This window comes from Photobacterium sp. Hal280 (genome assembly GCF_037162255.1).
In the GTDB taxonomy this organism is placed as follows: Bacteria; Pseudomonadota; Gammaproteobacteria; order Enterobacterales; family Vibrionaceae; genus Photobacterium.
This window is the reverse complement of record NZ_JARLUO010000001.1, coordinates 923,869-948,299: the sequence shown is the minus strand read 5'-3', so window position 1 is coordinate 948,299 and position 24,431 is coordinate 923,869. Positions and strand designations below refer to the sequence as shown.

Here is a 24,431-nt window from a genome sequence, read left to right as displayed (position 1 = left end):
ATTGGAACAAATAAAAACAGGCGCATGAAAATGCGCCTGTTGTGAACAGTTTCAGTCGTCGTTACTCATCCGGTGTACACACCCGGATTCTGTGCCCGTCAGGATCCAGTGCCACAAAAGTCAGACCAAAGACCGCGTCATGCAAAGGTTGCTCAATCACGACACCGGCAGTCTGCCATTGGTCATACAGCGCTTTGACCTGATCGTCATCCGGCACCATAAACGCGAATTCACTGCGATGGCCCTCGCCGCCGGAGACAAAATTGCGTGCCTGCTCTGACCACAAACTCAGGTTAAAGCCGTTTTCAAACTCAAACGCCACGTAAGTCGGCAGTGCAGCCACAGGCTCCCGGCCAAGCAGTTGGCGATAGAAATCTGCGCTTGTTTCCGGGTTTTTCACATACAGCAGCAATAGGTTCGGTATCATTTTCTCTTTCCTTTTGTGTTCATCCTCGTTGGGTAGAGTCAGAGCTTACCCCGTGACACTGTCAGAAAGTGGCAGTATCATGTTGCCTATGCGTACCGAACGATTACTCCAATTACTGCAGATTCTTCGCCAGCACCGGCTGCCCGTCAGCGGACAGCGGCTGGCTGATGAGCTGAATATCAGTATCCGTACCCTGTACCGGGATATCGCCACACTGCAGGCCCAGGGGGCGCAGATCGAGGGCGAACCCGGCATCGGCTATGTGCTGAAACCGGGATTTTTCCTGCCACCGTTAATGCTCACCGAAGATGAAATCAGCGCCATCATGCTGGGTGTCCGCTGGGTCTCGGCCTTTGGCGATGTGCCGATGGCCAGTGCCGCCGACACCGCGCTGGCGAAAGTCACCGCCGTGCTCCCCGCCGATCTGGTGCAGGGCGCCAATGAAGTCCCGCTGCGCGTCGGCCCGACGAATGCGCTTGCCACGGAAGATCTCACTCTGTTCAGAACGGCTATCCGGCGGGAAAGAAAACTCGCCATTCGCTACCGCGCGGCGGACGGACAGGAGAGCACCCGGGTGATCTGGCCGTTTGCGATCGGCTATTTCGCCCAGGGCAGGATACTCGCCGCCTGGTGCGAACTGCGGCAGGATTTTCGCCACTTTCGTACGGAGTTGATTGCTGATCCGATGATGATGGATCAGGCCTATCCAAAGCGGCGTCATGGGTTGTTTCAGGCGTGGCGGGAGAAGGAGTTAAGACTGCGTCAGGGCTAGGGTGCACAAAGGGACGGCTGGGGATTTTGGTACGGCGGAGGTATGTCGCGCTTGAGTTCTGTGGTTCCTTTGGCATGGTGTGATGCGCGCCAGACACTCTTTGTGGGGCCAAAGAGTGCCCAGAAAGCCCTTTTTGTTCTTTGGTGTGGTCCGGGACGGTTGTAGGCGCTCCCGGCGCCGACAACCTAAAAATTCGTCCTGAATTTTTCCCTGGATTGGGGATTACTTCAATGTGACTTGGACGATAAATAAGCGATTTCAGGTGAGACAGAAAGTATGTCGCGCTTGAGTTCTGTGATTCTCTTGGCATGCTGTGATGCGCGCCAGACACTCTTTGCGGGGCCAAAGAGTGCCCAGAAAGCCCTTGTTGTTCTTTGGTGTGGTCCGGGACGGTTGTAGGCGCTCCCGGCGCCGACAACCTAAAAATTCGTCCTGAATTTTTCCCTGGAGGAGTGCCATCAATGTACATTTTCAACCTGTCATTCCCGTGCAGCGAGTGCGACTTTTAAGGCTGGGTGAGGTATGTCGCGCTTGAGTTCTGTGGTTCATTTGGCATGGTGCGATGCGTGCCAGACACTCTTTGCGGGGCCAAAGAGTGCCCAGAAAACCCTTTTGTTCTTTGGTGTGGGCCGGGTCGGTTGTAGGCGCTCCCGGCGCCGACAACCTAAAAATTCGTCCTGAATTTTTCCCTAGGAAGTGCCATCAATGTATATTTTCAAGCTGTCATTCCAGTGCAGCGAGTGCGACTTTTAAGGCTGGGTGAGTATGTCGCGATTGAGTTCTGTGGTTCTTTTGGCATGGTGCGATGCGCGCCAGTTGTAGGCGCTCCCGGCGCCGACAACCTAAAAATTCGTCCTGAATTTTTCCCTGGGGAAGTGGGTTTCTTTTTGCTTTTTGATGTGTTGTGGCTGGTGGATTTTGGTACGGCTGAGGTATGTCGCGCTTGAGTTCTGTGGTTCTTTTGGCATGGTGTGATGCGCGCCAGACACTCTTTGTGGGGCCAAAGAGTGCCCAGAAAGCCCTGTTTGTTCTTTGGCGGTGCCATCAATGTACATTTTCAAGCTGTCATTCCCGTGCAGCGAGTGCGACTTTTCAGGCTGGGTGAGGTATGTCGCGCTTGGGTTCTGTGGTTCTTTTTGCATGGTGCGATGCGCGCCAGACACTCTTTGTCGGGCCAAAGCGTGCCCAGAAAGCCCTTGTTGTTCTTTGGTGTGTTGTGGCTGGTGGATTTTGGTTCGGCGGAGGTATGTCGCGCTTGAGTCTGGTGGTTCTCTCGGCATGGTGCGATACGCGCCAGACACTCTTTGTAGGGCCAAAGAGTGCCCAGAAAGCCCTGTTTGCTCTTTGGTGTGGTCCGGGGCGGTTGTAGGCGCTCCCGGCGCCGACAACCTAAAAATTCGTCCTGAATTTTTCCCTTGGAGAGTGGCACTGTTTTGGCTTGCAACTCGTTATTGCCCCGAAATGTGTTAGAGAGAAGAATCGTTGCATTGGCAACTTCGAGCTAGAAAGTTACCCTAGAGTATAACTTATTAGTGGTGAATTACGATGGCTGAAATAGACACCTGAATGACTAGTGTTGACTGTAGATCGAGTTTAATCACGGAATGATTCAGACTACCAGTTTATATTTGTTCCTACAGTAGTAATGAATAGAGGTTCATCATGGAAAAACTACCAGAAGACCTTCAGAAGCATGGATATATTTACATTTTTGTTAATGCTACCAACCCCAATGAAATAAAAATTGGTTTGACGAACGACCCTATTAGGCGCAGACAGGAACTTCATACTACAGGAACTGCTGAACTCATGTATGTTCAACAACTATGGCTTGTTGATGATATGGGCCGAGCTGAAAAAATTGCACATGGGCGCATGGCGGGGCATAGAGTCAATGGCAAAAGAGAGTTTTTCCATCTGGTCACCGAAGATATGGCTATAGATCAGATTAACCTACCAACTAGGCAACAACTTGAGATCCCACATCAAATTTTTGGTGGATATGACTTAGCCGCTGATTACATCTATACAATTAGCGAATTAATTGAAGAAGACTGGGACTATTGGGGGATCAAATATCGTGAAGTTGATTTTGCTGAAGTGTTAAGTAAGCACTATTTTAATTTAGCGATGAAAAAAAATACAACTCATTTTAACTATATTATCGTAGGCCTTGAGAGATGTACCAACTGGAACCTCAGTTGAGTTAGTCGGAATGAAATCTGTCAGTTTTGATTCATCGACGATATTGGTTCTGTCCAGCTTCGAGATAGCAGCACGGGTTAGCTCTGATTGGCCCCAAAACATCAAGTTACGAGCCATTGTAAAGGCTTTTCAGACGAATAAGTTTTGCATTAGATGAGCTAATACTACAAATACTCAAGCAAACGGCAAGACTTAACCTCCTCCCAATGCTTGGAGGAGGCTCGCTCTATGATTTAGTTTGTTGGTAGCGAACTACTCATCATCGTCTTCATCAAAATCGGTGTCATAAGGGTACAGAACAACCTCATCTTCAGGTATTACAGGCTCACATTCATTCAGTTTATCTTCGTCAACAAATGGTGTAGCCAAAACGACATCTTTGAAATTGTTATCTGTAATCCAGTCCGAGTTCCAGACATGCTCATGTGGTTTGTCGTGTACGTCCGACACAATGGCGCAGAGTGTCTCTCGATACTCTATATCTGGATTGATATGGTAAGAAATACGCTGTAACCAAATATCAAGAATCCCTGTCCCTAAGATTGGTTCGAATTTACTCTTAACCAGTTCTAGCAGCTCTATCTTCTCGGCATCATCTTCAACGAACTGAAGGACGTTACTTAAGACCAATGCACAAGAAGCAAATGTCCTTGGGTTATGAATCATCATGTCTGCGATGATGCTAACTATAGGACGAACATCCTCTTTCAGTTTCTTCGTTCGCTCAAGGCGCTTATTTATCTTCGCAAGGTATTTGTGCAACTGACCTGAGTTCTTGTGCTTTCTGGAAAATATTGCGAGCTTCAAGAGTGTCTTTTGGATAGTCGTAGCTGATACTGTCTTCCCAAATAGCATTAGAGATTCTTGTTTGTCAGGCTTCATAGAGTTGAAGATGATATCTTCTGATAAAGAAGTTTTAGATGCATTAAGTTGCAGCCCTAGCTCCTGAAGGATTACCGTGAGGTGTCTTGCTATCGCCTCTGCGTCTTCCTTGCTGCTTGTAAAGACTCGGTAGTCATCGCGGTATCGAATGATGTGGTAGTCAACAATCCCTTCGTCATCCAACTTCACCCCAAGCATCTCATCGGCATAACCAAGAACTATTTCAGCGATGAAGTCCATAAGTGCAGAACCTTGAGGAATGCCGTTTGTTTGTCCCCAACGCATTTGGCGTAAAGCGTGGTCTATGCGATTCCCAAGGTTAGCATTAACGTCTCTTATCGGTTTTGCTACTTCTTTTGTGTGAATTGCCCAAGGAATAGAATGGGTATAAATCGATGGGTAAAAGTTGGCTATATCTGTTGTGAACAAGTACTTATATTCAAGTGCTTTGTTGATAGACTCTTGCTCTACCTCTTGCCACCAACCATTTACAGTTTCAGCGGTATCAGATGTCTCCCCATCATCAGACTCTCTGGGTAAACTAGCACAAATAATCTTCTCATTGCCTTGTAACTCGCCGAACCTTTTTACCAAAAGATCCCACTCTGCCTCTTCAGTAATTTTATGAACTAGGTGAGCGTAAATAGCAGGGTGAATCAGCTCAAATGGACGCCATGAATAGTGCCCGTCTTTATTTGTCTGTAACGTGTAGTTAGTGCCTTCGTGATCACATGCTTTTTTGTAACCAATGTCGTTTATACCGTTCTGTTTTGCTTCAAGCGAATTGCTTACAGCATCTAAAAGTGGCTCAAAGTCAAAGTAGACTGGAAGCGAAAAGCTACAATAGCTCTCATGCTTCAAGAAGAAACCTTTAGCCTCTTCTGCCGTCATTTCTGTAATCAATGTCATGAATATGTTCTCAACTTTAAAAATATCGAGATAGCTTAATACTCATACTATTGGTATGTCCTGAGTTGCATCACAAGAACGGATTCTGGCTCAAAATTTTAGACTTCAATCACTCTGGCAACGAAGGTAAAAGATCATGAGGTAGTTAAGTCAATAGGGCTTATTGTTTGCTTGATGGTATTTTTGATAAGCGTGGTAATTAATGGTTAGCTAATTTAATAAAAATTGTAACTCAGAATTGTCCAAAAACGAGTTACAAATTGGGATATTCTATCCCGCACAGGGAAAAATTCAGGACGAATTTTTAGGTTGTCGGCGCAGGGAGCGCCTACAACCGTCCCGGCCCACACCAGAGAACCAAAAGGGCTTTTCTGGGCACTCTTTGGCCCCACAAAGAGTGTCTGGCGCGCGTCACACCATGCCAAGAGATACACCAGACCCAAGCGCGACATACTTTCAGCTTTACCTGAAATCACTTGTTTATCGTCTGCGCCACATTGACGTAATCCACTTCCCCAGGGAAAAATTCAGGACGAATTTTTAGGTTGTCGGCGCCGGGAGCGCCTACAACCGTCCCGGGCCACACCAGAGAATCAAAAGGGCTTTTCTGGGCACTCTTTGGCCCAACAAAGAGTGTCTGGCGCGCATCACACAATGCCAAAAGAACCACCGATCTCAAGCGCGACATACTCACCCAGCCTTAAAAATCGCACTCGCTGTATGAATACCTGCCAGCCCTGAACAGGGCAATCCCCTTTACTGACATCACACTTTTTAGCATCTATTTAACACCCTAACTCCCTGATAAATAATCAAACACACCCAAATGTTACGTGTGTGTTACGTTCGGGTTTCCTTTTGTTACAGTGCCATTTCCTTGCTTGGGTAGACTCTAAACAACCGGCGCTCTGTACCCTACACGCCGGTCATATCCCTGATAAACAAGGAAGAGCATAATAATGACAAAGCAAGGTACCTTTACTCTGAAAAAATCGCTGATCGCTATGACATTCGCGGCAGCCAGTTCTGTCGCCAATGCCGGTGAAGTGGAAGTGCTGCACTGGTGGACATCGGGCGGTGAGGCCAAATCGGCCGCTGTGCTTAAGCAAATGCTGGAAAAGCAGGGCGATAGCTGGAAAGACTTCGCCGTGGCCGGTGGCGGCGGTGAGAGTGCGATGACCGTCCTGAAAACCCGTGCGGTCTCGGGCAATCCGCCTTCTGCGGCGCAAATTAAAGGTCACGATATTCAGGAGTGGGGCGATCTGGGCTTTCTGACCTCGCTGGATGATGTGGCAGAAGCCGGTCAATGGGACAAGGTGCTGCCAGCGGTAGTGACCAAAGTCATGAAGTATAAAGGTGACTACGTGGCCGTGCCGGTGAACGTACACCGTGTGAACTGGCTGTGGGCCAACCCTGAAGTGTTCAAGAAAGCCGGTGCGACAGTGCCTGCAAACATGGACGAGTTTTTTGCCGCGGCCGAGAAGATTAAAGCTGCAGGTTTTGTGCCTCTGGCGCATGGGGGTCAGCCCTGGCAGGACGCGACCCTGTTTGAAGCGGTTGCACTGGATATCTTAGGCTCGCAGGACTACAACAAGGCGTTTGTTGACCTGGATATGGACGTGCTGTCCGGTCCGAAAATGGTCGAAACCTTCGCGACCTTCCAGCGGATGCATGACTACATCGACGAGAACTCGCCGGGCCGTGACTGGAATATCGCCACCTCTATGGTGATCAATGGCGAGGCTGCCATGCAGATCATGGGTGACTGGGCGAAAGGTGAATTTGCCGCGGCCGGAAAACAGCCGGGTAAAGATTACATCTGCGCGCCAGCGCCGGGCACAGCGAACCAGTTTACTTTCAATATCGACAGCTTTGCCTTCTTCAAACTGAGCAACAAAGACAACGAAGAGGCCCAGAAGCATCTGGCCAAAACCATTTTGAATAAAGACTTCCAGGAAGTGTTTAACCTCAATAAAGGGTCGATCCCGGTGCGTCTGGACATGAACATGGACAAGTTCGACAAGTGTGCGCTGGATTCAATGGCCACCTTCAAGGCCTCGGCGCAAACAGGCGATCTGGTCCCGAGTATGGCCCACGGCCTGGCCACGACCAGCTATGTGCAGGGTGCGGTCTATGATGTGGTGACCAACTTCTTCAACGATACATCTGCCGATCCGAAACAAGCCGCGCAACAGCTGGCTCGTGCAGTCAAAGCAGCCATGTAACCCTGTCGGCGGGCTGAAGTTCAGTCCGCCGATTCACCCACGCTTTATTTACCTCTGCGGCGAATGAATCCGACGATTCATGCCCGGGCACGCGTGTGCCTGAGAGGTAATATTGAGACGAAACCAGAATCAAGGACGCACTATGGAGCAAACCTTGTCGCTCACCAAACAGAAAGCGGCCCGGCCCAGCCTGGCGGACAGATTACAGAAGTGGCTGCCGAAAATCGTGCTGGCCCCGACCATGCTGGTCACTGTGGTGTGTATTTATGGCTTTATGTTTTGGACCTTTTATCTGTCGCTGACCAATTCGCGCTTTCTGCCCAGCTTTAATTTTGCCGGGCTGATGCAATACGAGAAGCTGATGGACAACGACCGTTGGATCACCTCGGTGACCAATCTTGGCATTTTTGGCCTGATGTTTATGCTGATTGCGATTGTACTGGGGGTCGGTCTGGCGATTTTGCTGGATCAGAATATCCGCCAGGAAGGCGCAATCCGGACCATTTATCTCTATCCCATGGCGCTGTCTTTCATTGTGACCGGCACGGCCTGGAAGTGGATTCTCAACCCCGGCCTGGGGATCGAAAAACTGATGCACGACTGGGGATTTACCGGCTTTGAATTCAACTGGCTGGTGGATCAGGACATGTCGGTGTACACCCTGGTGATCGCCGCGGTGTGGCAGTCGTCGGGTTTTGTGATGGCCATGTTCCTGGCAGGCCTGCGCGGGATTGATTCTTCCATCATCAAAGCGGCCCAGATCGACGGGGCCAGCATGCCGGCGATTTACTGGAAAATTGTCCTGCCGTGCCTGCGTCCGGTCTTTTTCAGTGCCGTGATCATCACCTCGCACATTGCGATTAAGAGCTTCGATCTGGTCACCGCGCTCACCGCGGGCGGTCCGGGTTATTCCTCCGATTTGCCTGCGCTCTTTATGTACGCGCATTCCTTTACCCGTGGACAGGTGGGGCTGGGTGCGGCCAGCGCCATCATGATGCTGGCGGGCGTGCTGGCCATTCTGGTGCCTTATCTCTACTCAGAATTGCGGGAGAAGAAATCATGAATAAGCATCTCACTCTGGGCCGGATGGCGATTTACAGCGGGCTGCTCTTTTTCTGTGTCGTGTACCTGATGCCGCTGTTTGTGATGGTGATTACCTCATTCAAAACTCTGCCCGATATCAAAAGCGGTAACCTGATGTCCCTGCCGCAGGAGTGGGTGGGCTATGCCTGGAATAAAGCCTGGTCCGGTGCCTGTACCGGGGTGAGCTGTGACGGGATCAAAGGTTATTTCTGGAATTCCTTCCAGATGGTGATCCCGGCGGTGGCGATTTCTACTCTGCTGGGTGCCTTTAACGGCTATGTGATCAGCAAGTGGCGTTTTCGCGGCTCTCAGCTGTTTTTCAGCTTGCTGCTGTTCGGTTGCTTCATCCCGTTTCAGGTCATTTTGTTACCCATGGCAGCCTTGCTGGGCAAACTGGGACTGGCCAATACCACAGCCGGTCTGGTGACGGTGCACGTGATTTACGGTCTGGCATTTACCACACTGTTTTTCCGTAATTTTTACGTCGGCGTGCCCGATGAGCTGGTCAAAGCGGCCAAGCTGGATGGGGCGGGGTTCTTTACCATTTTCTTCCGGATTCTGCTGCCGCTGTCGACCCCGATTTTCATGGTAACCGTGATCTGGCAGTTCACCGCCATCTGGAATGATTTCCTTTTCGGCGTGGTGTATTCCGGGGCGGAAACCCAGCCGATCACGGTGGCGCTCAATAACCTGGTTAATACCAGCACCGGGGTGAAAGAGTACAACGTCGATATGGCCGCCGCCATTATTGCCGCATTGCCAACGCTTCTGGTGTACGTGCTGGCAGGGAAGTATTTTGTTCGCGGTCTGACCGCGGGATCAGTGAAAGGATAACAAGCATGGCTACACTCGCGTTAAAACAGATTCGTAAAACCTACCGCAACGCCGAGATTGAGACCCTGAAGGGGATTGATATCAGCATTGATTCCGGTGAATTCCTGATCCTGGTCGGCCCTTCCGGCTGTGGTAAATCCACTCTGATGAATACCATCGCCGGGCTGGAAGATATCACCTCCGGGGAAATTCTGATTGATGGTGTCGATGTCGCTCAGGTGGAACCGAAAGACCGCGATATCGCCATGGTGTTTCAGTCGTATGCGCTGTATCCCAACATGACAGTACGGGACAACATCGCCTTTGGTCTGAAAATCCGCAAGATGGATAAAGCCAAAATCGCGCAGGAAGTGGATCGCGTTGCCGCCATGCTGCAAATCGATCACCTGCTGGATCGCAAACCGGCGCAGCTGTCAGGCGGCCAGCGTCAGCGTGTCGCCATGGGACGGGCACTGGCGCGTCAGCCGAAGTTGTATCTGTTCGATGAGCCGTTGTCGAACTTAGATGCCAAGCTGCGGGTTGAAATGCGCACCCAGATCAAACGTCTGCACCAGCAGCTGGGCACCACCATCGTGTATGTGACGCACGATCAGATAGAAGCCATGACGCTGGCCGACCGCATCGCGGTGATGAAAGACGGCGAACTGCAGCAGCTGGGCACACCCAAAGAAATCTACAACCAGCCGAACAACATGTTTGTCGCCGGTTTTATGGGCTCCCCGTCCATGAATTTTATTCAGGCCAAAGTGGATCTCGATGGTGAGGACAAGCCGGTTGCCAGCGTGACTGTCGCAGGAAAGCCGCACCTGCTTGCGCTGCCCGCCGCGCTGCGTGAACGCGATGGTCAGTCGATTGTCATTGGCCTGCGCCCGGAAAACATCACAGAACAACTGGTGGAAGGCGACGGCTGTACCACGCTGCCGCTGACGGTGGATGTGCTGGAACCGACAGGCCCGGACACCATTGCCATGGTCACCATGAACGGCCAGGAAGTGGCGTGCCGTATTTCACCGGACTATGAGGCTAAAGTGGGCGAAACCATGCCATTCCATATCGATTTGTCGAAAGCGGTGTTTTTCGACGCGCAATCCCAGCAACGCATCATCTGATTTTTTGGGGAAGGCTCACATGAGCTGTTTTGCCCGCTCCGGTCTGCGCCGGAGCGGGCTTTTTTGTTTGATATCAGTGCAGAGAAACGCAGCATAACACAATGAAATAGTCCAGAGATACAAGGCTCTTGTTTACGTTAGACATCATGGTTGTCGGGAAAATGTGTCGCATAGGAGCTTATTCAAATTTCGGGCGCTTGAGAGTTTACACTTTACGGCTTCTGCACGATTCATATTCTTACTGTGATTTGAGTCATGCTGCCTGAAAAACGTCATATCCTTGTAAACACAGATGTTTCTACGGGGAAAGTCCGCGTATACGAGCAGGATGTAGATGGTAATATTCTTCACACGTTGGATGAATTTAAGATTGAGGGATTTGCTGAAGCCAAATCAGTGATCAGCAAACTATTTTAGTGGGTTAATTTATGAAGCAGCCGACAGCGGAACAAATCCAAGAATGGATAGACGACGCACACGATGACATCGAGAGCCAGAAACGGCGCCTCAAGGAAGGGTTTCGCGAGAAACATAATCTGACATTGGAAAGGTTTTTTCGGGCTAGGGGCCTGTATTATCGCGATATGGCCCTCGGTCACGCCATGCTTGGCGATCGGCCGCAAGCGAAAGAGGCGCTGACAGAATCCATCCGGTACCTTGCACTCCCTTACAGGATGGCCTATGACGAGGCCTGTGAGTATCGAGACCAGGCTGTACCGCCTGAGAAAAGCGGCACGATCGGTATTCCTCAGACGAACAGTCTTCTCCTGGCCATGGCGGCACTCGACAATGATGAAATCAACGCCGAGTTGATTCCTTTCGTTCAACTTGCTGAACGTTATGAAAAAGATCAGGAGCTTATGGAAATGGTGCAGACTATCAGGGCTCTGCAGGTGATGCTATCTCGGGGGAGGACAGCTTAAGTGCGTCGATTCTCAAGACAGCGCTGGACCATAGCAAGAGTCATCCGATTAAGGGCGCAGGCTGGCGAAGAAGGACCTATACGATTAACCTGACGCTCTGGTCAGTGCTGCAGCGCCAGCAGGAGACATTTGACGAAGCGCTCAAGCTGTTCCTGAAAGACTATGAGACTGAGTCGAGAGGTGAAAACCGTGATTTGGCGTTTGCCTATGCCAGCCTGGAGGCTGTGTGCATGATCAAACTGGCCCGGCGGTATGGTCTGAAGTATGAAGGTGACCATCCATTGATCCCTGCGGCGCTACTTTGATTCATGTGATGCAAAAATAATCTCAGTAAAATATTACTTGGCCGCTATCTGCGGCTTTTTTGTATAAAATCTCGGTAGTTAAACATAGACCAAATAAGGAGCAGACAGGATGAAACCCAGAATCAGTGTTCTGACACTCGGTGTGGATGATCTGGAACAAGCGGTCAGCTTTTACCGGGATGGCCTGGGGCTACACACAGACAGCATTATCGGCCAGGAATTTGAGCACGGTGCGGTGGCCTTTTTTGATTTGCAGTCGGGGCTCAGGCTGGCGCTCTGGCCACGCAGCAGTATCGCGCAGGATACCGGCTTGCCTCAGTCAGGCCCAGCACCCACCGGGTTGACGCTGGGGCACAATGTCGGTTCGAAAGCAGAGGTCGACAGTGTCATGCAACAGGCAGAATCTGCCGGGGCCACTGTGATCAAAGCCGCGCAGGAGACTTTCTGGGGCGGTTACGCCGGCTATTTTCAGGATCCGGACCAGCATGTGTGGGAAGTGGTGTGGAATCCGCATTTTCTGCCAGATGAAGACCGATAACAATCACCAAGGATGTACCCGTGAAACACATTGAAAATGAAGAGCAGTACTACAATGAAACCTTTGAGAAGCTGTCGCTTTCTTTTGCTGAGTTTGCCGGCGTTGAATTTGAAGACTGCGAATTCAACGACTGTAACCTTACCGAAGCCGTCTTCAAAAACTGCAAGTTCATCAATTGCCAGTTTCATCAATGTAACCTGAGTTTACTCAAGGTCCCGCACACACGCTTTTTCGACGTGCATTTTCTCGACTGTAAACTGGTGGGAGTCGACTGGACGCAGGCCAACTGGCCTTCATTTAATATTGATCATGAATTGCGGTTCCGGAAATGTATTCTCAATGACGCGTCTTTTTTCGGCCTGACATTGAACGAGCTCAAGCTGGACGATTGCAAACTGCACGATGTCGACTTCAGAGAAGGGGATTTTAAAGACTCAGTCATGACCTACTGCGATTTTACCCACAGCCTGTTTATGCGTTCAGACCTGCGCCGGGTCGATTTTACCGAATCCACTCATTACAACATCCATGTGCTCGACAATCAGGTCGAAGGGGCCAAATTCTCCCGCTTTGAAGCGCTCCATCTGCTGGAAAGCCTGGGCATTGAGCTGGTGGACTAACCCGGCGCAATGAACCACTGCAATCAAGTCAGTGGGTGAAATGAGATCAGCACTTCAAACTTTCATGTAAAAGCGCTTATTGCAACTTGGTTTATCGAGCTGCATATGAGAATGGATGCATGATGACGTTTTGATGACAATGGCGTTTTTTCTTCGCTTCTATCATAAACCGCCACAAAACGGGACGGGATCTTGGGTGGTCAACACTGGCTTGCCGATCCCGGCTCATTGCCTGAGTTTAGGTTTTTGATCAAAGTCTGGAGAGAAAATGAAAAAGCACTCGATTTTAACGATGTCATGCCTGATTGCTGCAGCATGTCAGGCCGGTTTGGCGCTCGCCGCTGATAAGCCTCACTGGCGTTACAGCGGGCCTCATGGCCCTGAGCACTGGTCGACGCTGGATCCTGAATTTAAGGTCTGCGCGACAGGGAAAAATCAGTCTCCGATCAATTTAACCGCGGCGGTTGAAGGAGAGTTAGCCCCGCTTGCACTCCATTACCGGCCTGCTGGTGCCAGTGTGGTGAATGATGGCCACAGTGTGCAGGTCAATTATCAGCCCGGCAGCTATATCACGCTTGATGGCGAGCCGTTTGAACTGAAACAGTTTCACTTTCACACTCCCAGTGAAAATCTGATCCAGGGTGAGTCTTTTCCGCTGGAAGGCCACTTTGTCCATGCCGATAAAAACGGCAGCCTGGCCGTGATTGCAGTGATGTTCAAAGAAGGTAAAGCCAATCAGGCTCTGGCTTCGATCTGGCCGCACATTCCGACCAAAGCCGGGGAAACGGCGACGTTGCAACAGCCGGTCGATGCCAGTCAGATACTGCCGCAGGCACAGGATTATTATCGCTTCAGCGGCTCGCTGACCACGCCGCCCTGCTCGGAAGGGGTACGCTGGTTGGTGATGAAATCGCCTCAGACATTATCGGAGAAGCAAATCAGCGATCTGATGAAAATCATCAAGCACAGCAATAACCGGCCTGTGCAGCCGCTGAATGGCCGCGTGGTGGTCGCGTCATAAGCGCATCATTCAGGGGCGGGTTACGGATAACAGTGACAATAACCGGCCAGATGAACCGGTTATTGTCAGAGGTCAATCGTTATCGGTAGGGTTTGTTGCTGTGATTATTTGAGTACCGCTTTGATCGCCGCGTCGGCGCAGGCCACATCCAGATGACCACCCGGCGCACCACCGACGCCAATGGCTGCGACGACCTGATTATCCACACTGACGGGCAGACCGCCGGCCAGGAAGAGTAAATTGTCATCCATGTCTTTCAGCGGCGCCATCAGCGGCTTGTCATTCACCAGATTCATCAGATTCGCCGTGGGTTGCTTCATGCTGACCGCAGTGAAGGCTTTTTTGCGCGAGCTGTCCAGGGTGTGCGGGCCGGCGTTGTTCTGGCGCAGTTGGGCCAGTACCCGGCCGGAGCGATCAACCACAGTGGCGGTCACGGCATAGTTGTCTTTGGCGCATTGCGCGACAGCGGCTTGTGCGAGTTCAAACGCCGTGCCGGACGAAAGCTGGGTCTCGGCCAGGGTCGTTGCAGCCGAAGCAGAAGTGCCGAATACAGCGCATGCCAGGTAAAGCGGGGTCAGGTTTTTCATGTCATTTCCTTTGATGGGATGGGGGAATGACGTGACTTTACCGGATCTGGATTGCCACAGACTTGCCAGAAGATTACCAGTTTGTAATCTTCTGGCCATGTGCTGCCATGGTACTATCGGCGTTTGGGTTCACACGGACGTGGTCAGGGATAAGTATGCATATCTTAGTGATAGAAGATGACACCTCTATTCGTGAGTTTGTTCGGCAAGGGCTGGAAGAGCTGAATTTTCAGGTCACAGTCTGTGCCGATGGCAAACTGGGGTATCAGCTCGCCAGCCAGGAAAGTTTTGATCTGATCATTCTCGATTTAATGCTGCCGGTGACGGATGGCATGACGGTTTTGCGGCAACTGCGTGGCGAAGGGCATCGTACTCCGGTACTGATACTCAGTGCCCGCCATTCTGTGGATGAACGGGTGCTGGGATTACAGTCCGGCGCCGATGACTATCTGGTCAAACCGTTCGCGTTTGCCGAGCTGGCAGCCCGTTGTCAGACCTTGCTCAGACGCCAGCCTGCTGCGTCAGGGACAGAGGTCCTTCGTTATCAGGGGCTGACGCTGGATTTATTGTCTCGCGAAGCCCGGCGGGACGGCGAACAGATTGTGCTAAAACCCAGAGAATTTGCGCTGCTGAAATTGCTGATGACTCAGCCGGGGCGGGTGTTATCAAAAACCGTGATTCTGGAGCAGGTGTGGGGATTTCAGTTCGACCCGCAAACCAATGTGGTGGATGTGCTGGTCTGCCGCCTGCGCGGAAAAATCGATAGAGGTTATGCGACGCCGCTGCTGCATACGATTCGCGGAGTGGGTTATGTCCTCAGACATCAGGGCTGAACAGGCCACACGTTGTGCACAGCGCGCATTGTTTCGCCGTTTTTTGCTGACGCTGTTTTGCTGTTTTTTGCTGATCGTGACTGTGATGGCGCTGGTGCTGACATATCAGCTGGATGATCAGGAAAGGAAATTGCTTGAATCGTACGGGCAGGAATACCAGCGCATCCTCACGTTTGAGTCGGACGCAAAGTTCGAGCACGTAGTGGTCAGCAATCCCAACCGGCTGATTGAAAACGCCGTCAGTGTGTCAAAAGAGACGATTACGGGTGAGCTTGAATGGGTCAGCGGTGCAGCGCCTGCCACCTTGCCTGATGCCCCGTCGGCTTATCGGTTGCCGGATCGTTTGTGGTATCACCTCTTCAGTGATGCGCCCTATCTGACGTTGGAGCTCAGCGGCAAACCGACCCGCTACTGGCTGGTGATGGATGGCAGCCCGCGGCGCAGTCAGCTGTTCAGACAAGGCAGCTGGCTGATTGTGGCACTGGCAGTCATGGTCACTGTGATGTCACTGGTGGTCTGGCAGTTACTGAGCCGCACACTCTTACCTTTACATAATCTGGCCAAAAGCGTGGATCAGATCAGCAGCGGCTCTTTGGATGCCATACTGGACACGGATCTGCCGCCCCCTGAAGCCAAAGGGCAGTTCGGGCAACTCAGCCGGAGTGTGCAGCAGGTGCTGAACCGCCTGAAGGAGGCTATCCGCGGCATGGATAATACCGTGGATGCGATCGCCCATGATGTCAGAACACCGCTGTCCCGGATCATACTGACCACAGAAGCGGCACTCAGTGAAAACAGGTCAGACAATGAGAGTGAGCAATCACAATACAAACTGGCGGCCGCCTTGTCCGACTGTGCTGAATCAGCCCAGAAAGCCAGCCAGATGCTCACCACCCTGATGCGGATTCATGATGAGCAGGCTGGCCGTCATCCCTGCCAGCTGGCACCGGTCAATCTGGCATCATTGCTGGCCGAAGTGGCCGCCTGGTATGAGGAAGTCGCCGATGAGGCGGGGCTGTCTTTCAATACATCGGCCCTGCAGCCGGTGATGCTGCAGTCCGATGCCAAACGTCTGACACAAATCGTTGTGAACTTGCTGGATAACAGTTTGAAATACAGTCAGCCTGGCGGTGAAATTACTCTGCTGTGCGGTGAAGAGAATGGCAGGGTATGGTTCAGTGTCAGCGATCAGGGGATTGGGATTGCAAAGGCCCATCACGCGCTGATATTCAGACGTCTGTACCGGGTTGAAGCCAGTCGTCACCAGCCCGGCTACGGTCTGGGTCTGCCGTTTGTCGCCGCGATGGTCAAGACATTGCAGGGATCGGTCGATCTGGACTCAGAAGCAGGCAAAGGCAGCCGGTTTACCGTCCGGCTGCCCAAAACGACAGAGGGGGATATCAGTCCCACTCAGGTGCAAAATCCGGATTAGCCACCCGGTGACCGCGATCCAAAGCCGCGATATCGGTAAGATCGGTGGCGTCCAGCTCAAGTGAATCCGCTTTCAGATTATTGTCAATATTGGCCTGCCGGGTGGACGAAGGGATGGTGACATATCCCTGTTGACGCATCCATGCCAGCACCACTTGTGCTGCGGTGGCACTGTGTTTTTCAGCAATGGCCTGAATCACAGGATCCTTCAGCACAGCGCCGTATGCGAATGGCATATAACCGGTCACGATCAACCCCATTTCGCGGCATTTCGCCACCACTTTGTGGTTCTGAAGATACGGATGAACTTCAAACTGGTTGGTCAGCAGTGCCCCTTCGCCCAGAATGCTGACGGCCTGTTCGGTTTGAGCGCCGGTAAAATTCGAGATGCCGATGTGGCGGGTCAGGCCCATATCCTGCGCCTTTTTCAGCGACGACAGGTAATCTTCCATGGTTACTGTATTGTGGTTCAGCGGCCAGTGCACCAGCAGCAAGTCAACATAGTCAGTGCCGAGTTTTGCCAGGCTGGCTTTGACACTGGGAATGAAGGCATCGCGGTGTAAATTGTCGGTCCAGACTTTGGTGGTCAGGAACAGCGCTGCTCTGGCAACCCCGGCAGCCTGGATTGCATCGCCAACCGCTTGCTCATTGCCGTAAATCTGCGCTGTATCTATGTGCCGGTAACCGGCGTTCAGTGCCATCGTCACAGCGTCGAAGGCGGTTTGGCCTTCCAGCCGGAAGGTGCCGAAGCCCAGATGTGGCAGGGGATGATTCATTGTGTATTTCCTGTGGTTTTGTGAGTTTGTGCCGCTTAGCTTAGGCTTCTCAGCCACAGGAAAAAGACCACATTGGACAAAAGACTGTTTCACCTTTTGCAATAATCTCCGCTAGAGACACAGTTTTTCTGCAATAAAATCCAGAAATGCCCTGATGCGCGGCGACAGGGCGGAGTTTTTGTAATAGACCGCCTGCACCGGCTCGCGGTTATTCGGGCTGGCGATCGCCTCATCCATCACCGCCATCAAGCGGCCGGCTGCCAGATCCCGGCACACCATGAAATTGGACAACAGCGCCAGTCCGTTGCCTTCCAGGCACAGCTGGCGCACCGTTTCGCCGCTGCTGGCTTGCAGTGACATCAGCGGTGTAGCCGGCCCTGAGATAAGTGGCCACTTGTTCAGATTGGGTTGTCCGGCAAAGCCGATGCACTGGTGCTGCGCCAGATCGGCGGCGGTTTGTGGTGTGCCGAATGCCGCGAGGTAGTCAGGGCTGGCCACGATCCGCAGTGCACTGCGACCGAGGAACTTGGCATGAAGATTGGAGTCTTTCAATTCGCCAATCCGGATTGCCAGATCAGTACGCTTTTCGATCAAATCAATAATGCTTTCGCTGGAGATCAGCTCAATCTCAATGTCGGGATACTGCGCCCGGAAGTCGGCAATGTGCGGCACGAGCTGATGCAGAATAAACGGGCTGGCTGAATCGACCCTCAGACGGCCCGCCGGACGACCGCTCAGTCCCTGCAACTTTTCCTCGGCCTCTGCAATCTGACTGAGTCCGTTGCGGGTATGCTGCGCAAAAAAGCGTCCTTCTTCGGTCAGCTCTACCCGTCGGGTGGTGCGGTTCAGCAGGCTGACCCCCAGTTCGGCTTCCAGTCGGGCGATGGCTCTGGAAACTTTCGCCACCTGGAGATCCAACTGGCTGGCAGCCGCAGAAAACCCGCCGCTGTCCACCACGGCAAGGAAAATCTCCAGCTCTTCAGTACGCGATATTATTGTCATAATTGATAAAGTCATTTGTGGTTTACGGTATTTTTAACAAAAATAAGCCCGGGCATACTCGCCGTCAACCTTTTGAGACGGAGATAAGTTTATGCCTTTCGCCTTATGGGCGCTCACGCTGAGCGCTTTTGCCATCGGAACCACAGAATTCGTGATCGTTGGGCTGGTGCCCACCATCGCGCAGGATTTACATGTCAGCCTGCCCTCAGCGGGGTTGCTGGTGAGTTTGTATGCTTTTGGTGTCGCGATTGGCGCACCGGTATTAACGGCGCTGACCGGCCGCTGGCCGCGTAAAATCGTCCTGTTATCCCTGATGACGCTTTTTATCGCGGGAAACCTGATGGCCTGGCGGGCCCCCGGCTATGAATCGCTGATTGCGGCGCGCATCCTGACCGGGCTGGCTCATGGCGTGTTCTTCTCCATCGGATCCACCATAGCAACCAGCCTGGTCAGCAAGGAAAAAGAAGCCAGCGCGATTGCGACCATGTTTACCGGACTGACCGTGGCACTGGTGACGGGCGTGCCGCTGGGGACCTGGATTGGTCAGCTGTTTGGCTGGCGGGCCACTTTCCTGATTGTGGCTTTGCTGGGTCTGATTGCTCTGATCGGCAGTGCCTTGCTGGTACCGGCGAACCTGAAACAATCACCACCGGCCAGGCTGAAACAGCAACTGGCGGTTTTAGTGAATCCGCGTCTGTTACTGGTGTATGCCATGACAGCTGTTGGTTACGGCGGCACCTTTGTGGCGTTTACTTATCTGGCTCCTATTCTTCAGCAGGTGACCGGCCTGGCGGAAGGGGCGATCAGTGTGATTTTGCTGATCTATGGCGTATCGGTGGCGGCAGGCAATATCTGGGGCGGGAAACTGGCCGACAACAAAGGGCCGGTGACTGCTTTGCTGTGGATATTTGCTGCATTGGCTGTGGTGTTAGGGGGATTCACGTTTACCGCGCACAGCCCTGTGCTCGCGGTTCTGACTGTGCTGGTATGGGGCGCTTTTGCCTTTGGCAATGTGCCGGGCTTGCAGGTGTACGTGGTTCAGCTTGCCAAGCGTTATACCCCTCAGGCTGTGGATGTGGCTTCCGGGCTGAATATTGCCGCATTTAATGTTGGGATTGCGCTGGGCTCGCTAATAGGCGGTGTGGTGGTGGAGCAAATGTCGCTGACCGACGCACCCTGGATTGGCGCTGTGATTGTGATGCTGGCGTTTGTCTTAACCTGGATTTCCGGCAGGCTGGATCACACCAGAGTGGCGGTTGCACCATCGTCTGTCTGACAGCCAGATCAGAAAAGGCCCCGTATAGGGGCCTCTTCGCGTTTTAGTGGCTGGCTCTGGAGGGCTCTCTGATATAGGAATTCCAGTAATAGAGTGCATAGTTCGCGCCGACCCAGCACACCAGCAGGGTCGCCACGCTGATTTCAATCACCCCTGTCAGATTGAGGTATTTTGACAGCGCGTGATCATCCGGCAGCCACTCGGTCAGCCGGTGCATGGCCACCGCACTGATCACCGAAGGAAAAGTAATCGCGGCCATGGAAGGCTGGAACCTGTATTTGAGGATGTCGATATAACACAGGTAGACAAAGATTGTCATCGTAATGCCAATCCCCGCCAGCGCACCGGTCAGAATCGGGTCGGGGCTGGCCAGATTTGTCAGGTATGCCGTCAGCGACAGATTCACCGGGGCGGCCATGATGGTCAGTGTCGGGCGAGCAGTCCGGGGCAGACGACCAGCAAAACACAAGCGATACAGCACCACAGGCAGCATAAAGAAGTATATTGCGACACAGGCATTGGTCATAAAGATGGAAAATTCAGCGTAGCCCAGCTGAGAGCCTGCCAGCGTACCACTGATCGCGCCAACGGGATAAAGGAACCAGCTCGGATACAGGTGTATCAGACGGAAATTATTGATCTGAAAGCTGAAGAACAAAACCATCATGGTGAGGTGCAACACCAGGGCCGGATACCACAGGATACGGGCACTGGCGGGGTGAACCCCTGCCAGGTAATCGGCCAGTACCAGCATGGTCATTGACATCGGCGCCATCAGGCTGCCGTACAGCGGATGGTGTAAATCGGATAAAAACAGTTTGGGATTGAGCAGGTATTTCATGACCACAGGAATGAGCAGGCAGGCGCCGATCAATGCGCAAACAGAACGGACATGAATGCCGAATTCAGGATAAAACAGTGACCAGGCAAGCCCGGTGCCTGTAATGGCTAATGCCAGTGCTGCCTGGGCGGTGGGGACCTGAATAAATGCTTTGCCGAGTGCCACAATCTCTCCTCTTTCTCTGTCCTGCTGGCGGGTGTTGACCCTGAAGTGAAGCGGAGGATTCTACACTATATAGTGAAAAAAGGATGCTGATTGCTGACGGTTACTGAGCGATTTGCCAGTCATTTGGACTGCCGGTGAAAAGCAGATAGGTGTCAGGAAAAATTACCTAAACATCGCTGCAAAAGTTGCGAAATACAGGATTTGATCCCATAGTAATAGTGAAGCGTGTGAAGTGAGAGGGTTTCATGCTCTAGCTTCTGGAGGATTTAGCTGTTCTTCGATACTCTCATGTTCCTGCTTCTTGGTTGTTTCCGGCTTCAGAGGACGCAACTGCTAAAGCACCAAGGCACTAAGACGGTGAAAACTTAGTGTTACAATTTGGAATGCAACAACACAAGATAATTGATACTTCTTCGCCAAATAACCATTATGCTCGATTGAAATGAATGACGATTATCGAGTACGGCATACTCAACGTAATGAGTGGCGAAGCCCGCGTTAAGTAAGGCCATCAGTGTGCTGAGTAGGTAGACTGAAGGTAGTAAAAGAGTACACAAGCCGCACGCAATGTGCGGCTTTTCTTTTGCGCGTTCTGGGTGGAAATGACCCTCAAATGCCTGTTTTCACTTGTCTTCAAGCAAAACCACTATGAGTTGGCGCGGGCCGTGAGCGCCATAGGCCAGGGTTTGCTGGATATCGGCTGTTTTGGACGGGCCGGAAATCAGCACGACATTGGTCGGCAGCCCCTGCTGCCAGTGCTGGGTGTCCATCAGCGTCGCAAAGTTGTCGGTCAGGGTTGAATGGTTCACGATGGCAATATGGCAGGGCGGCACCAGAGACAGGGTTCTCGGTTCTGTTTCATCCGGTCTCAGCACCAGTGTTCCGGTGTCCGCAATTGCGGCATGTACATGCGTGATGCCAGCATCCATGTCAGCAAACAGACTGGCTTTCCAATCTTCGATTGGCTGATCAAAAGGCACGAGGGAGATTGCCCCGGCCGCTGCTTCTATGTTGTCCCGATAATCGCCGGCTGTACCTGCGGCCACTTTACGAGCGCCCACTTGCTCGAGAATCTGCCGGAGTTGCTCGGTTAAGCCGGCGGAAGTGCAGCGATAAATTTCAGCATGATTGCTCGTCAGCTGCTCGCAGAAGCGAGCGGTACGCTCTGCATCATCCGTTGCCTGCCAGGGGGTATACACAGGTTCGGAATCAGGCGAACGTTCGTGGTTCGCCTGAACATTTGCGGCACGTAAACGGGCCAGGATGGCCTGTCTGGCTTGGCTCATTTTGACTGTCCTTTTCGTTTCTTTTTCATGAGGTGATGAAAGCTCATCGCCGCCGGCTTGGGAGTGGTCCGGCACTGAGTCCAGCTGCCGAGCCTGGCGGGTAACCAGTTTCTGATCTGACCGGCCAGCCAGGTGCCCGAGTGGTACAGCGGTGCGTGGGTGGCGGCCAGTGCGAATCCTTTCATCATGAGCTGCTCGGTTTTGCTGGCTGCACTCTGCTGCCCGCGCAAAGGCGACTGTCCCGGCTCTTCTGCTTGCTTGGCATCATGGCGCAAACGCTGTAACAGCGAAGGGATAGGGATTCGGACCGGACACACTTCCTCACAGGCTCCGCATAGGCTGGAGGCTGTCACGAGATCCTGAGTCGCCGCAAGTCCGAGCAGGTGCGGTGAGATGATTTTGCCAATCGGGCCCGGATAGACAGTGCCGTAAGCATGACCGCCGATACGGGTATACACAGGACAGTGATTCATGCAGGCACCGCAGCGGATGCATTGCAGGGTCTGGCGGGTTTCGTTGTCATGGTAAGCCTGTGTCCGGCCATTATCGAGCAGGATCAGATGGACGGCTTTCGGGCCGTCCAGCTCTCCCGGCTTACGGGGAGAGGAAATCATATTGAAGTAAGTGGTGATAGCCTGGCCTGTTGCCGAGCGGGTCAGCGCGCTGTAAAGGGGAGGCACGTCGCTGAGGAACTGGACCACTTTTTCTATCCCGGTCACTGCGATGTGGATATCAGGCACTGTGGTACACATCCGGCCGTTACCTTCATTTTCAACCAGACACAAGGTACCGGTTTCGGCGACCGCGAAGTTGACACCGGACACGCCAATTGGCGCGGTACGAAACTTTTCTCTCAGTTGCTGGCGGCCGGTCTGAATCAAGGCGTCTACATCCGTGGTCGGGGTGAAGCCGTCAAGATGTGCGGCAAAGGTATCACTGACCTGCTGCTTATTTTTATGGATCGCCGGCATGATGATATGCGACGGAGTGTCGCCGTCGAGCTGAATGATGTATTCCCCCATGTCGCTTTCGAGGCACTGAATATCATGCCTGGCCATTTCCTGGTTGAGGTTAATTTCCTCACTGACCATGGATTTGCCTTTGATCATCAGTAGCGGCTGATCTGAGGGGGTGAACGCTTTGCGCGATCGAGAGAAACAGCGCGTTGGCGTCTTCAGCATTTTCAGCCCAGTGCACCTGGATACCATTGGCAGTGCAGTTGGCTTCAAGTTGTTCAAGTAACTCTGGCAGTTGACGCAGGCAGCGCTGCCGGATGGCTTCAGCCTTGTCGCGGATGGCGTTTTCTTCTCTGGCATCGGCAAAGGCGGCTTTTCGTTTGTCTTGCAAGTAGTCCATCGCACCACGAAAATTCTGCCGCAGCTGAGGATCGGCTAAAGCATCAGCGGCCTGCTGGTGAAACTGTTCGGGCTGATACTTACTCATGGTGCCCTCCGGTCCGCTCCAGCAAAAAGCTGGCCAGATGCCGGCCCTGTAATGATTTCCCCTGGTACGACAAAGCACCGTTGATATTGAGCAAACAGCCCCAGTCGGCGCTGATCAAATGGTCGGCAGCGGTCGCGCACAGCTGGCGGGTTTTGTCTTCTACCATCGCCTGGCTGATATCAGGGTGGTGCACTGAAAAGCTGCCACCAAAGCCACAACACTCGCTTTCATAAGCCTGTTCGCGAACCTCAACTGCCTTCAGCTGGCTGAGAAGCTGGCCGGCGCTCACATGCACCTGCATTTCACGCCGCGCTGCGCAGGAGGTGTGCATCACCACGGCGGTCGGCCCGCCTGCGTCCTGCCACTGCACCCGGCAGACATTGACCAGAAACTCCGTCAGCTCAAACACGCGCTCACCAAAGGCCGCCACAGTTTGCTCGTGTACGCTGTCTTTGAACAGACGCGAATAATGATGGTGCATCATGCCCCCGCACGACCCGGATAAGATGACAATTGGCCAGGGCTCCGGAAACAACGCCATCTGACTGAGCGCAACCTGACGTGCTTCGTCATTGTAGCCGCTGCTGTAAGCGGGCTGGCCGCAACAGGTCTGCCCGGGAACAAAAGTGACGGCGATGCCCTCGCGTTCCAGCAGGGAAATTGCATCCAAACCGGCCTGCGGATCAAACAGATCCACCAAACAGGTGACATAGAGATAAACATGCCTGGGTTTCGCAGGATAAAGGCGGCGGACTTTCATGCAGAGTCTCCGTAGCGGTCAGCACCCGTGCGGGTCAGATGCCATTGTTATTGAAATGTAACTGAATTGATACTAGCGGCAGAAAAGGCGGATAAATAGAGAAAAATTGAAAAAGTGTCGTATCCAAGCCACAGAAAGGGTCATCTCCATTCGCACCCGCCAATGGAGATGACGGAGT

General features: G+C 52.5%; 25 protein-coding genes. 14 read left to right on the top strand and 11 right to left on the bottom strand.

Annotated elements, in window-relative coordinates:
• Positions 1-61 precede the first annotated feature (61 nt).
• Positions 62-427, bottom strand: coding sequence for a VOC family protein (locus P4S53_RS04600; RefSeq protein ID WP_120512535.1), 366 nt, complete (start codon positions 425-427; stop codon positions 62-64).
• A gap of 52 nt (positions 428-479) precedes the next feature.
• On the opposite strand from P4S53_RS04600, the gene P4S53_RS04595 reads away from it, so the two are divergent.
• The gene (locus tag P4S53_RS04595) at positions 480-1,199 is read left to right on the top strand and encodes a helix-turn-helix transcriptional regulator (protein ID WP_337111596.1); all 720 of its coding nucleotides are present in this window, start codon (positions 480-482) and stop codon (positions 1,197-1,199) included.
• 842 nt (positions 1,200-2,041) lie between these two features.
• Here P4S53_RS04595 and P4S53_RS04590 read toward each other — a convergent pair.
• A complete protein-coding gene (locus tag P4S53_RS04590) occupies positions 2,042-2,341 on the bottom strand; it encodes a hypothetical protein (RefSeq protein WP_337111594.1) in 300 nt (99 codons plus the stop codon).
• 520 nt (positions 2,342-2,861) lie between these two features.
• On the opposite strand from P4S53_RS04590, the gene P4S53_RS04585 reads away from it, so the two are divergent.
• Positions 2,862-3,404 carry a GIY-YIG nuclease family protein gene (locus P4S53_RS04585; protein ID WP_337111593.1) on the top strand — a complete coding sequence of 181 codons (543 nt, stop codon included), beginning with the start codon at positions 2,862-2,864 and terminating at the stop codon, positions 3,402-3,404.
• Between the two features lie 252 nt (positions 3,405-3,656).
• Here the strand turns inward: P4S53_RS04585 and P4S53_RS04580 are convergent, their stop codons facing one another.
• On the bottom strand, positions 3,657-5,195 hold the full coding sequence (locus P4S53_RS04580) for an RNA-directed DNA polymerase (RefSeq protein ID WP_337111591.1): 1,539 nt from the start codon (positions 5,193-5,195) through the stop codon (positions 3,657-3,659).
• 1,004 nt (positions 5,196-6,199) lie between these two features.
• Between P4S53_RS04580 and P4S53_RS04575 the strand changes: the two genes are divergently transcribed.
• The 9 genes from P4S53_RS04575 to P4S53_RS04535 all read left to right on the top strand — a co-directional run bounded on the left by P4S53_RS04575 (position 6,200) and on the right by P4S53_RS04535 (position 13,853).
• Entirely contained in the window at positions 6,200-7,420 is a 1,221-nt protein-coding gene (locus P4S53_RS04575; RefSeq protein WP_442958638.1) for an ABC transporter substrate-binding protein, read from the top strand.
• Positions 7,421-7,562: 142 nt separating this feature from the next.
• The gene (locus P4S53_RS04570; protein ID WP_046221032.1) at positions 7,563-8,483 is read left to right on the top strand and encodes a carbohydrate ABC transporter permease; all 921 of its coding nucleotides are present in this window, start codon (positions 7,563-7,565) and stop codon (positions 8,481-8,483) included.
• Positions 8,480-9,337, top strand: a complete 858-nt coding sequence (locus tag P4S53_RS04565) for a carbohydrate ABC transporter permease (RefSeq protein WP_337111589.1) — start codon at positions 8,480-8,482, stop codon at positions 9,335-9,337. Before P4S53_RS04570 ends, P4S53_RS04565 begins: the two co-directional genes overlap by 4 nt.
• A gap of 5 nt (positions 9,338-9,342) precedes the next feature.
• Positions 9,343-10,446: an ABC transporter ATP-binding protein gene (locus tag P4S53_RS04560; protein WP_337111588.1), complete on the top strand. Its 1,104-nt coding sequence runs from the start codon at positions 9,343-9,345 to the stop codon at positions 10,444-10,446.
• Between the two features lie 428 nt (positions 10,447-10,874).
• Entirely contained in the window at positions 10,875-11,369 is a 495-nt protein-coding gene (locus P4S53_RS04555) for a hypothetical protein (RefSeq protein WP_337111587.1), read from the top strand.
• Between the two features lie 104 nt (positions 11,370-11,473).
• Complete coding sequence (locus P4S53_RS04550; RefSeq protein WP_337111586.1) at positions 11,474-11,674, top strand: hypothetical protein; 201 nt, start codon at positions 11,474-11,476, stop codon at positions 11,672-11,674.
• A 109-nt stretch (positions 11,675-11,783) separates the two neighbouring features.
• Positions 11,784-12,212 (top strand): VOC family protein, encoded by a 429-nt coding sequence (locus P4S53_RS04545; RefSeq protein ID WP_337111585.1) that lies wholly within the window; start codon positions 11,784-11,786, stop codon positions 12,210-12,212.
• Between the two features lie 20 nt (positions 12,213-12,232).
• Positions 12,233-12,832 carry a pentapeptide repeat-containing protein gene (locus P4S53_RS04540; protein ID WP_337111584.1) on the top strand — a complete coding sequence of 200 codons (600 nt, stop codon included), beginning with the start codon at positions 12,233-12,235 and terminating at the stop codon, positions 12,830-12,832.
• Between the two features lie 268 nt (positions 12,833-13,100).
• Entirely contained in the window at positions 13,101-13,853 is a 753-nt protein-coding gene (locus P4S53_RS04535) for a carbonic anhydrase (RefSeq protein WP_337111583.1), read from the top strand.
• A 104-nt stretch (positions 13,854-13,957) separates the two neighbouring features.
• Here P4S53_RS04535 and P4S53_RS04530 read toward each other — a convergent pair whose 3' ends face one another.
• Positions 13,958-14,440, bottom strand: a complete 483-nt coding sequence (locus P4S53_RS04530) for a GlcG/HbpS family heme-binding protein (RefSeq protein WP_337111582.1) — start codon at positions 14,438-14,440, stop codon at positions 13,958-13,960.
• Between the two features lie 155 nt (positions 14,441-14,595).
• On the opposite strand from P4S53_RS04530, the gene P4S53_RS04525 reads away from it, so the two are divergent.
• Both P4S53_RS04525 and P4S53_RS04520 read left to right on the top strand, forming a co-directional pair.
• The gene (locus tag P4S53_RS04525; protein WP_337111581.1) at positions 14,596-15,273 is read left to right on the top strand and encodes a response regulator transcription factor; all 678 of its coding nucleotides are present in this window, start codon (positions 14,596-14,598) and stop codon (positions 15,271-15,273) included.
• Positions 15,251-16,705, top strand: a complete 1,455-nt coding sequence (locus tag P4S53_RS04520) for a sensor histidine kinase (RefSeq protein WP_337111580.1) — start codon at positions 15,251-15,253, stop codon at positions 16,703-16,705. The genes P4S53_RS04525 and P4S53_RS04520 overlap by 23 nt, the downstream gene beginning before the upstream one ends.
• Here P4S53_RS04520 and dkgB read toward each other — a convergent pair.
• Both dkgB and P4S53_RS04510 read right to left on the bottom strand, forming a co-directional pair.
• Positions 16,674-17,480 (bottom strand): 2,5-didehydrogluconate reductase DkgB, encoded by an 807-nt coding sequence (gene dkgB / locus P4S53_RS04515; RefSeq protein WP_337111579.1) that lies wholly within the window; start codon positions 17,478-17,480, stop codon positions 16,674-16,676. The genes P4S53_RS04520 and dkgB overlap by 32 nt on opposite strands.
• A gap of 111 nt (positions 17,481-17,591) precedes the next feature.
• The gene (locus tag P4S53_RS04510) at positions 17,592-18,476 is read right to left on the bottom strand and encodes a LysR family transcriptional regulator (RefSeq protein WP_337112063.1); all 885 of its coding nucleotides are present in this window, start codon (positions 18,474-18,476) and stop codon (positions 17,592-17,594) included.
• Positions 18,477-18,573: 97 nt separating this feature from the next.
• Here P4S53_RS04510 and P4S53_RS04505 point away from each other — a divergent pair, with 97 nt between their 5' ends.
• Entirely contained in the window at positions 18,574-19,758 is a 1,185-nt protein-coding gene (locus P4S53_RS04505; RefSeq protein ID WP_337111578.1) for an MFS transporter, read from the top strand.
• A gap of 43 nt (positions 19,759-19,801) precedes the next feature.
• Here the strand turns inward: P4S53_RS04505 and P4S53_RS04500 are convergent, their stop codons facing one another.
• The 5 genes from P4S53_RS04500 to P4S53_RS04485 all read right to left on the bottom strand — a co-directional run bounded on the left by P4S53_RS04500 (position 19,802) and on the right by P4S53_RS04485 (position 24,253).
• Positions 19,802-20,767: a TDT family transporter gene (locus tag P4S53_RS04500; RefSeq protein ID WP_337112062.1), complete on the bottom strand. Its 966-nt coding sequence runs from the start codon at positions 20,765-20,767 to the stop codon at positions 19,802-19,804.
• Between the two features lie 620 nt (positions 20,768-21,387).
• Positions 21,388-22,050, bottom strand: a complete 663-nt coding sequence (locus P4S53_RS04495) for a LutC/YkgG family protein (RefSeq protein ID WP_337111577.1) — start codon at positions 22,048-22,050, stop codon at positions 21,388-21,390.
• Complete coding sequence (locus P4S53_RS04490; protein ID WP_442958625.1) at positions 22,047-23,159, bottom strand: lactate utilization protein B; 1,113 nt, start codon at positions 23,157-23,159, stop codon at positions 22,047-22,049. Before P4S53_RS04490 ends, P4S53_RS04495 begins: the two co-directional genes overlap by 4 nt.
• Positions 23,131-23,493 (bottom strand): hypothetical protein, encoded by a 363-nt coding sequence (locus tag P4S53_RS22580; protein ID WP_442958624.1) that lies wholly within the window; start codon positions 23,491-23,493, stop codon positions 23,131-23,133. The genes P4S53_RS04490 and P4S53_RS22580 overlap by 29 nt, the downstream gene beginning before the upstream one ends.
• Positions 23,486-24,253 carry a (Fe-S)-binding protein gene (locus tag P4S53_RS04485; protein ID WP_337111576.1) on the bottom strand — a complete coding sequence of 256 codons (768 nt, stop codon included), beginning with the start codon at positions 24,251-24,253 and terminating at the stop codon, positions 23,486-23,488. The genes P4S53_RS22580 and P4S53_RS04485 overlap by 8 nt, the downstream gene beginning before the upstream one ends.
• Between the last annotated feature and the right edge of the window lie 178 nt (positions 24,254-24,431).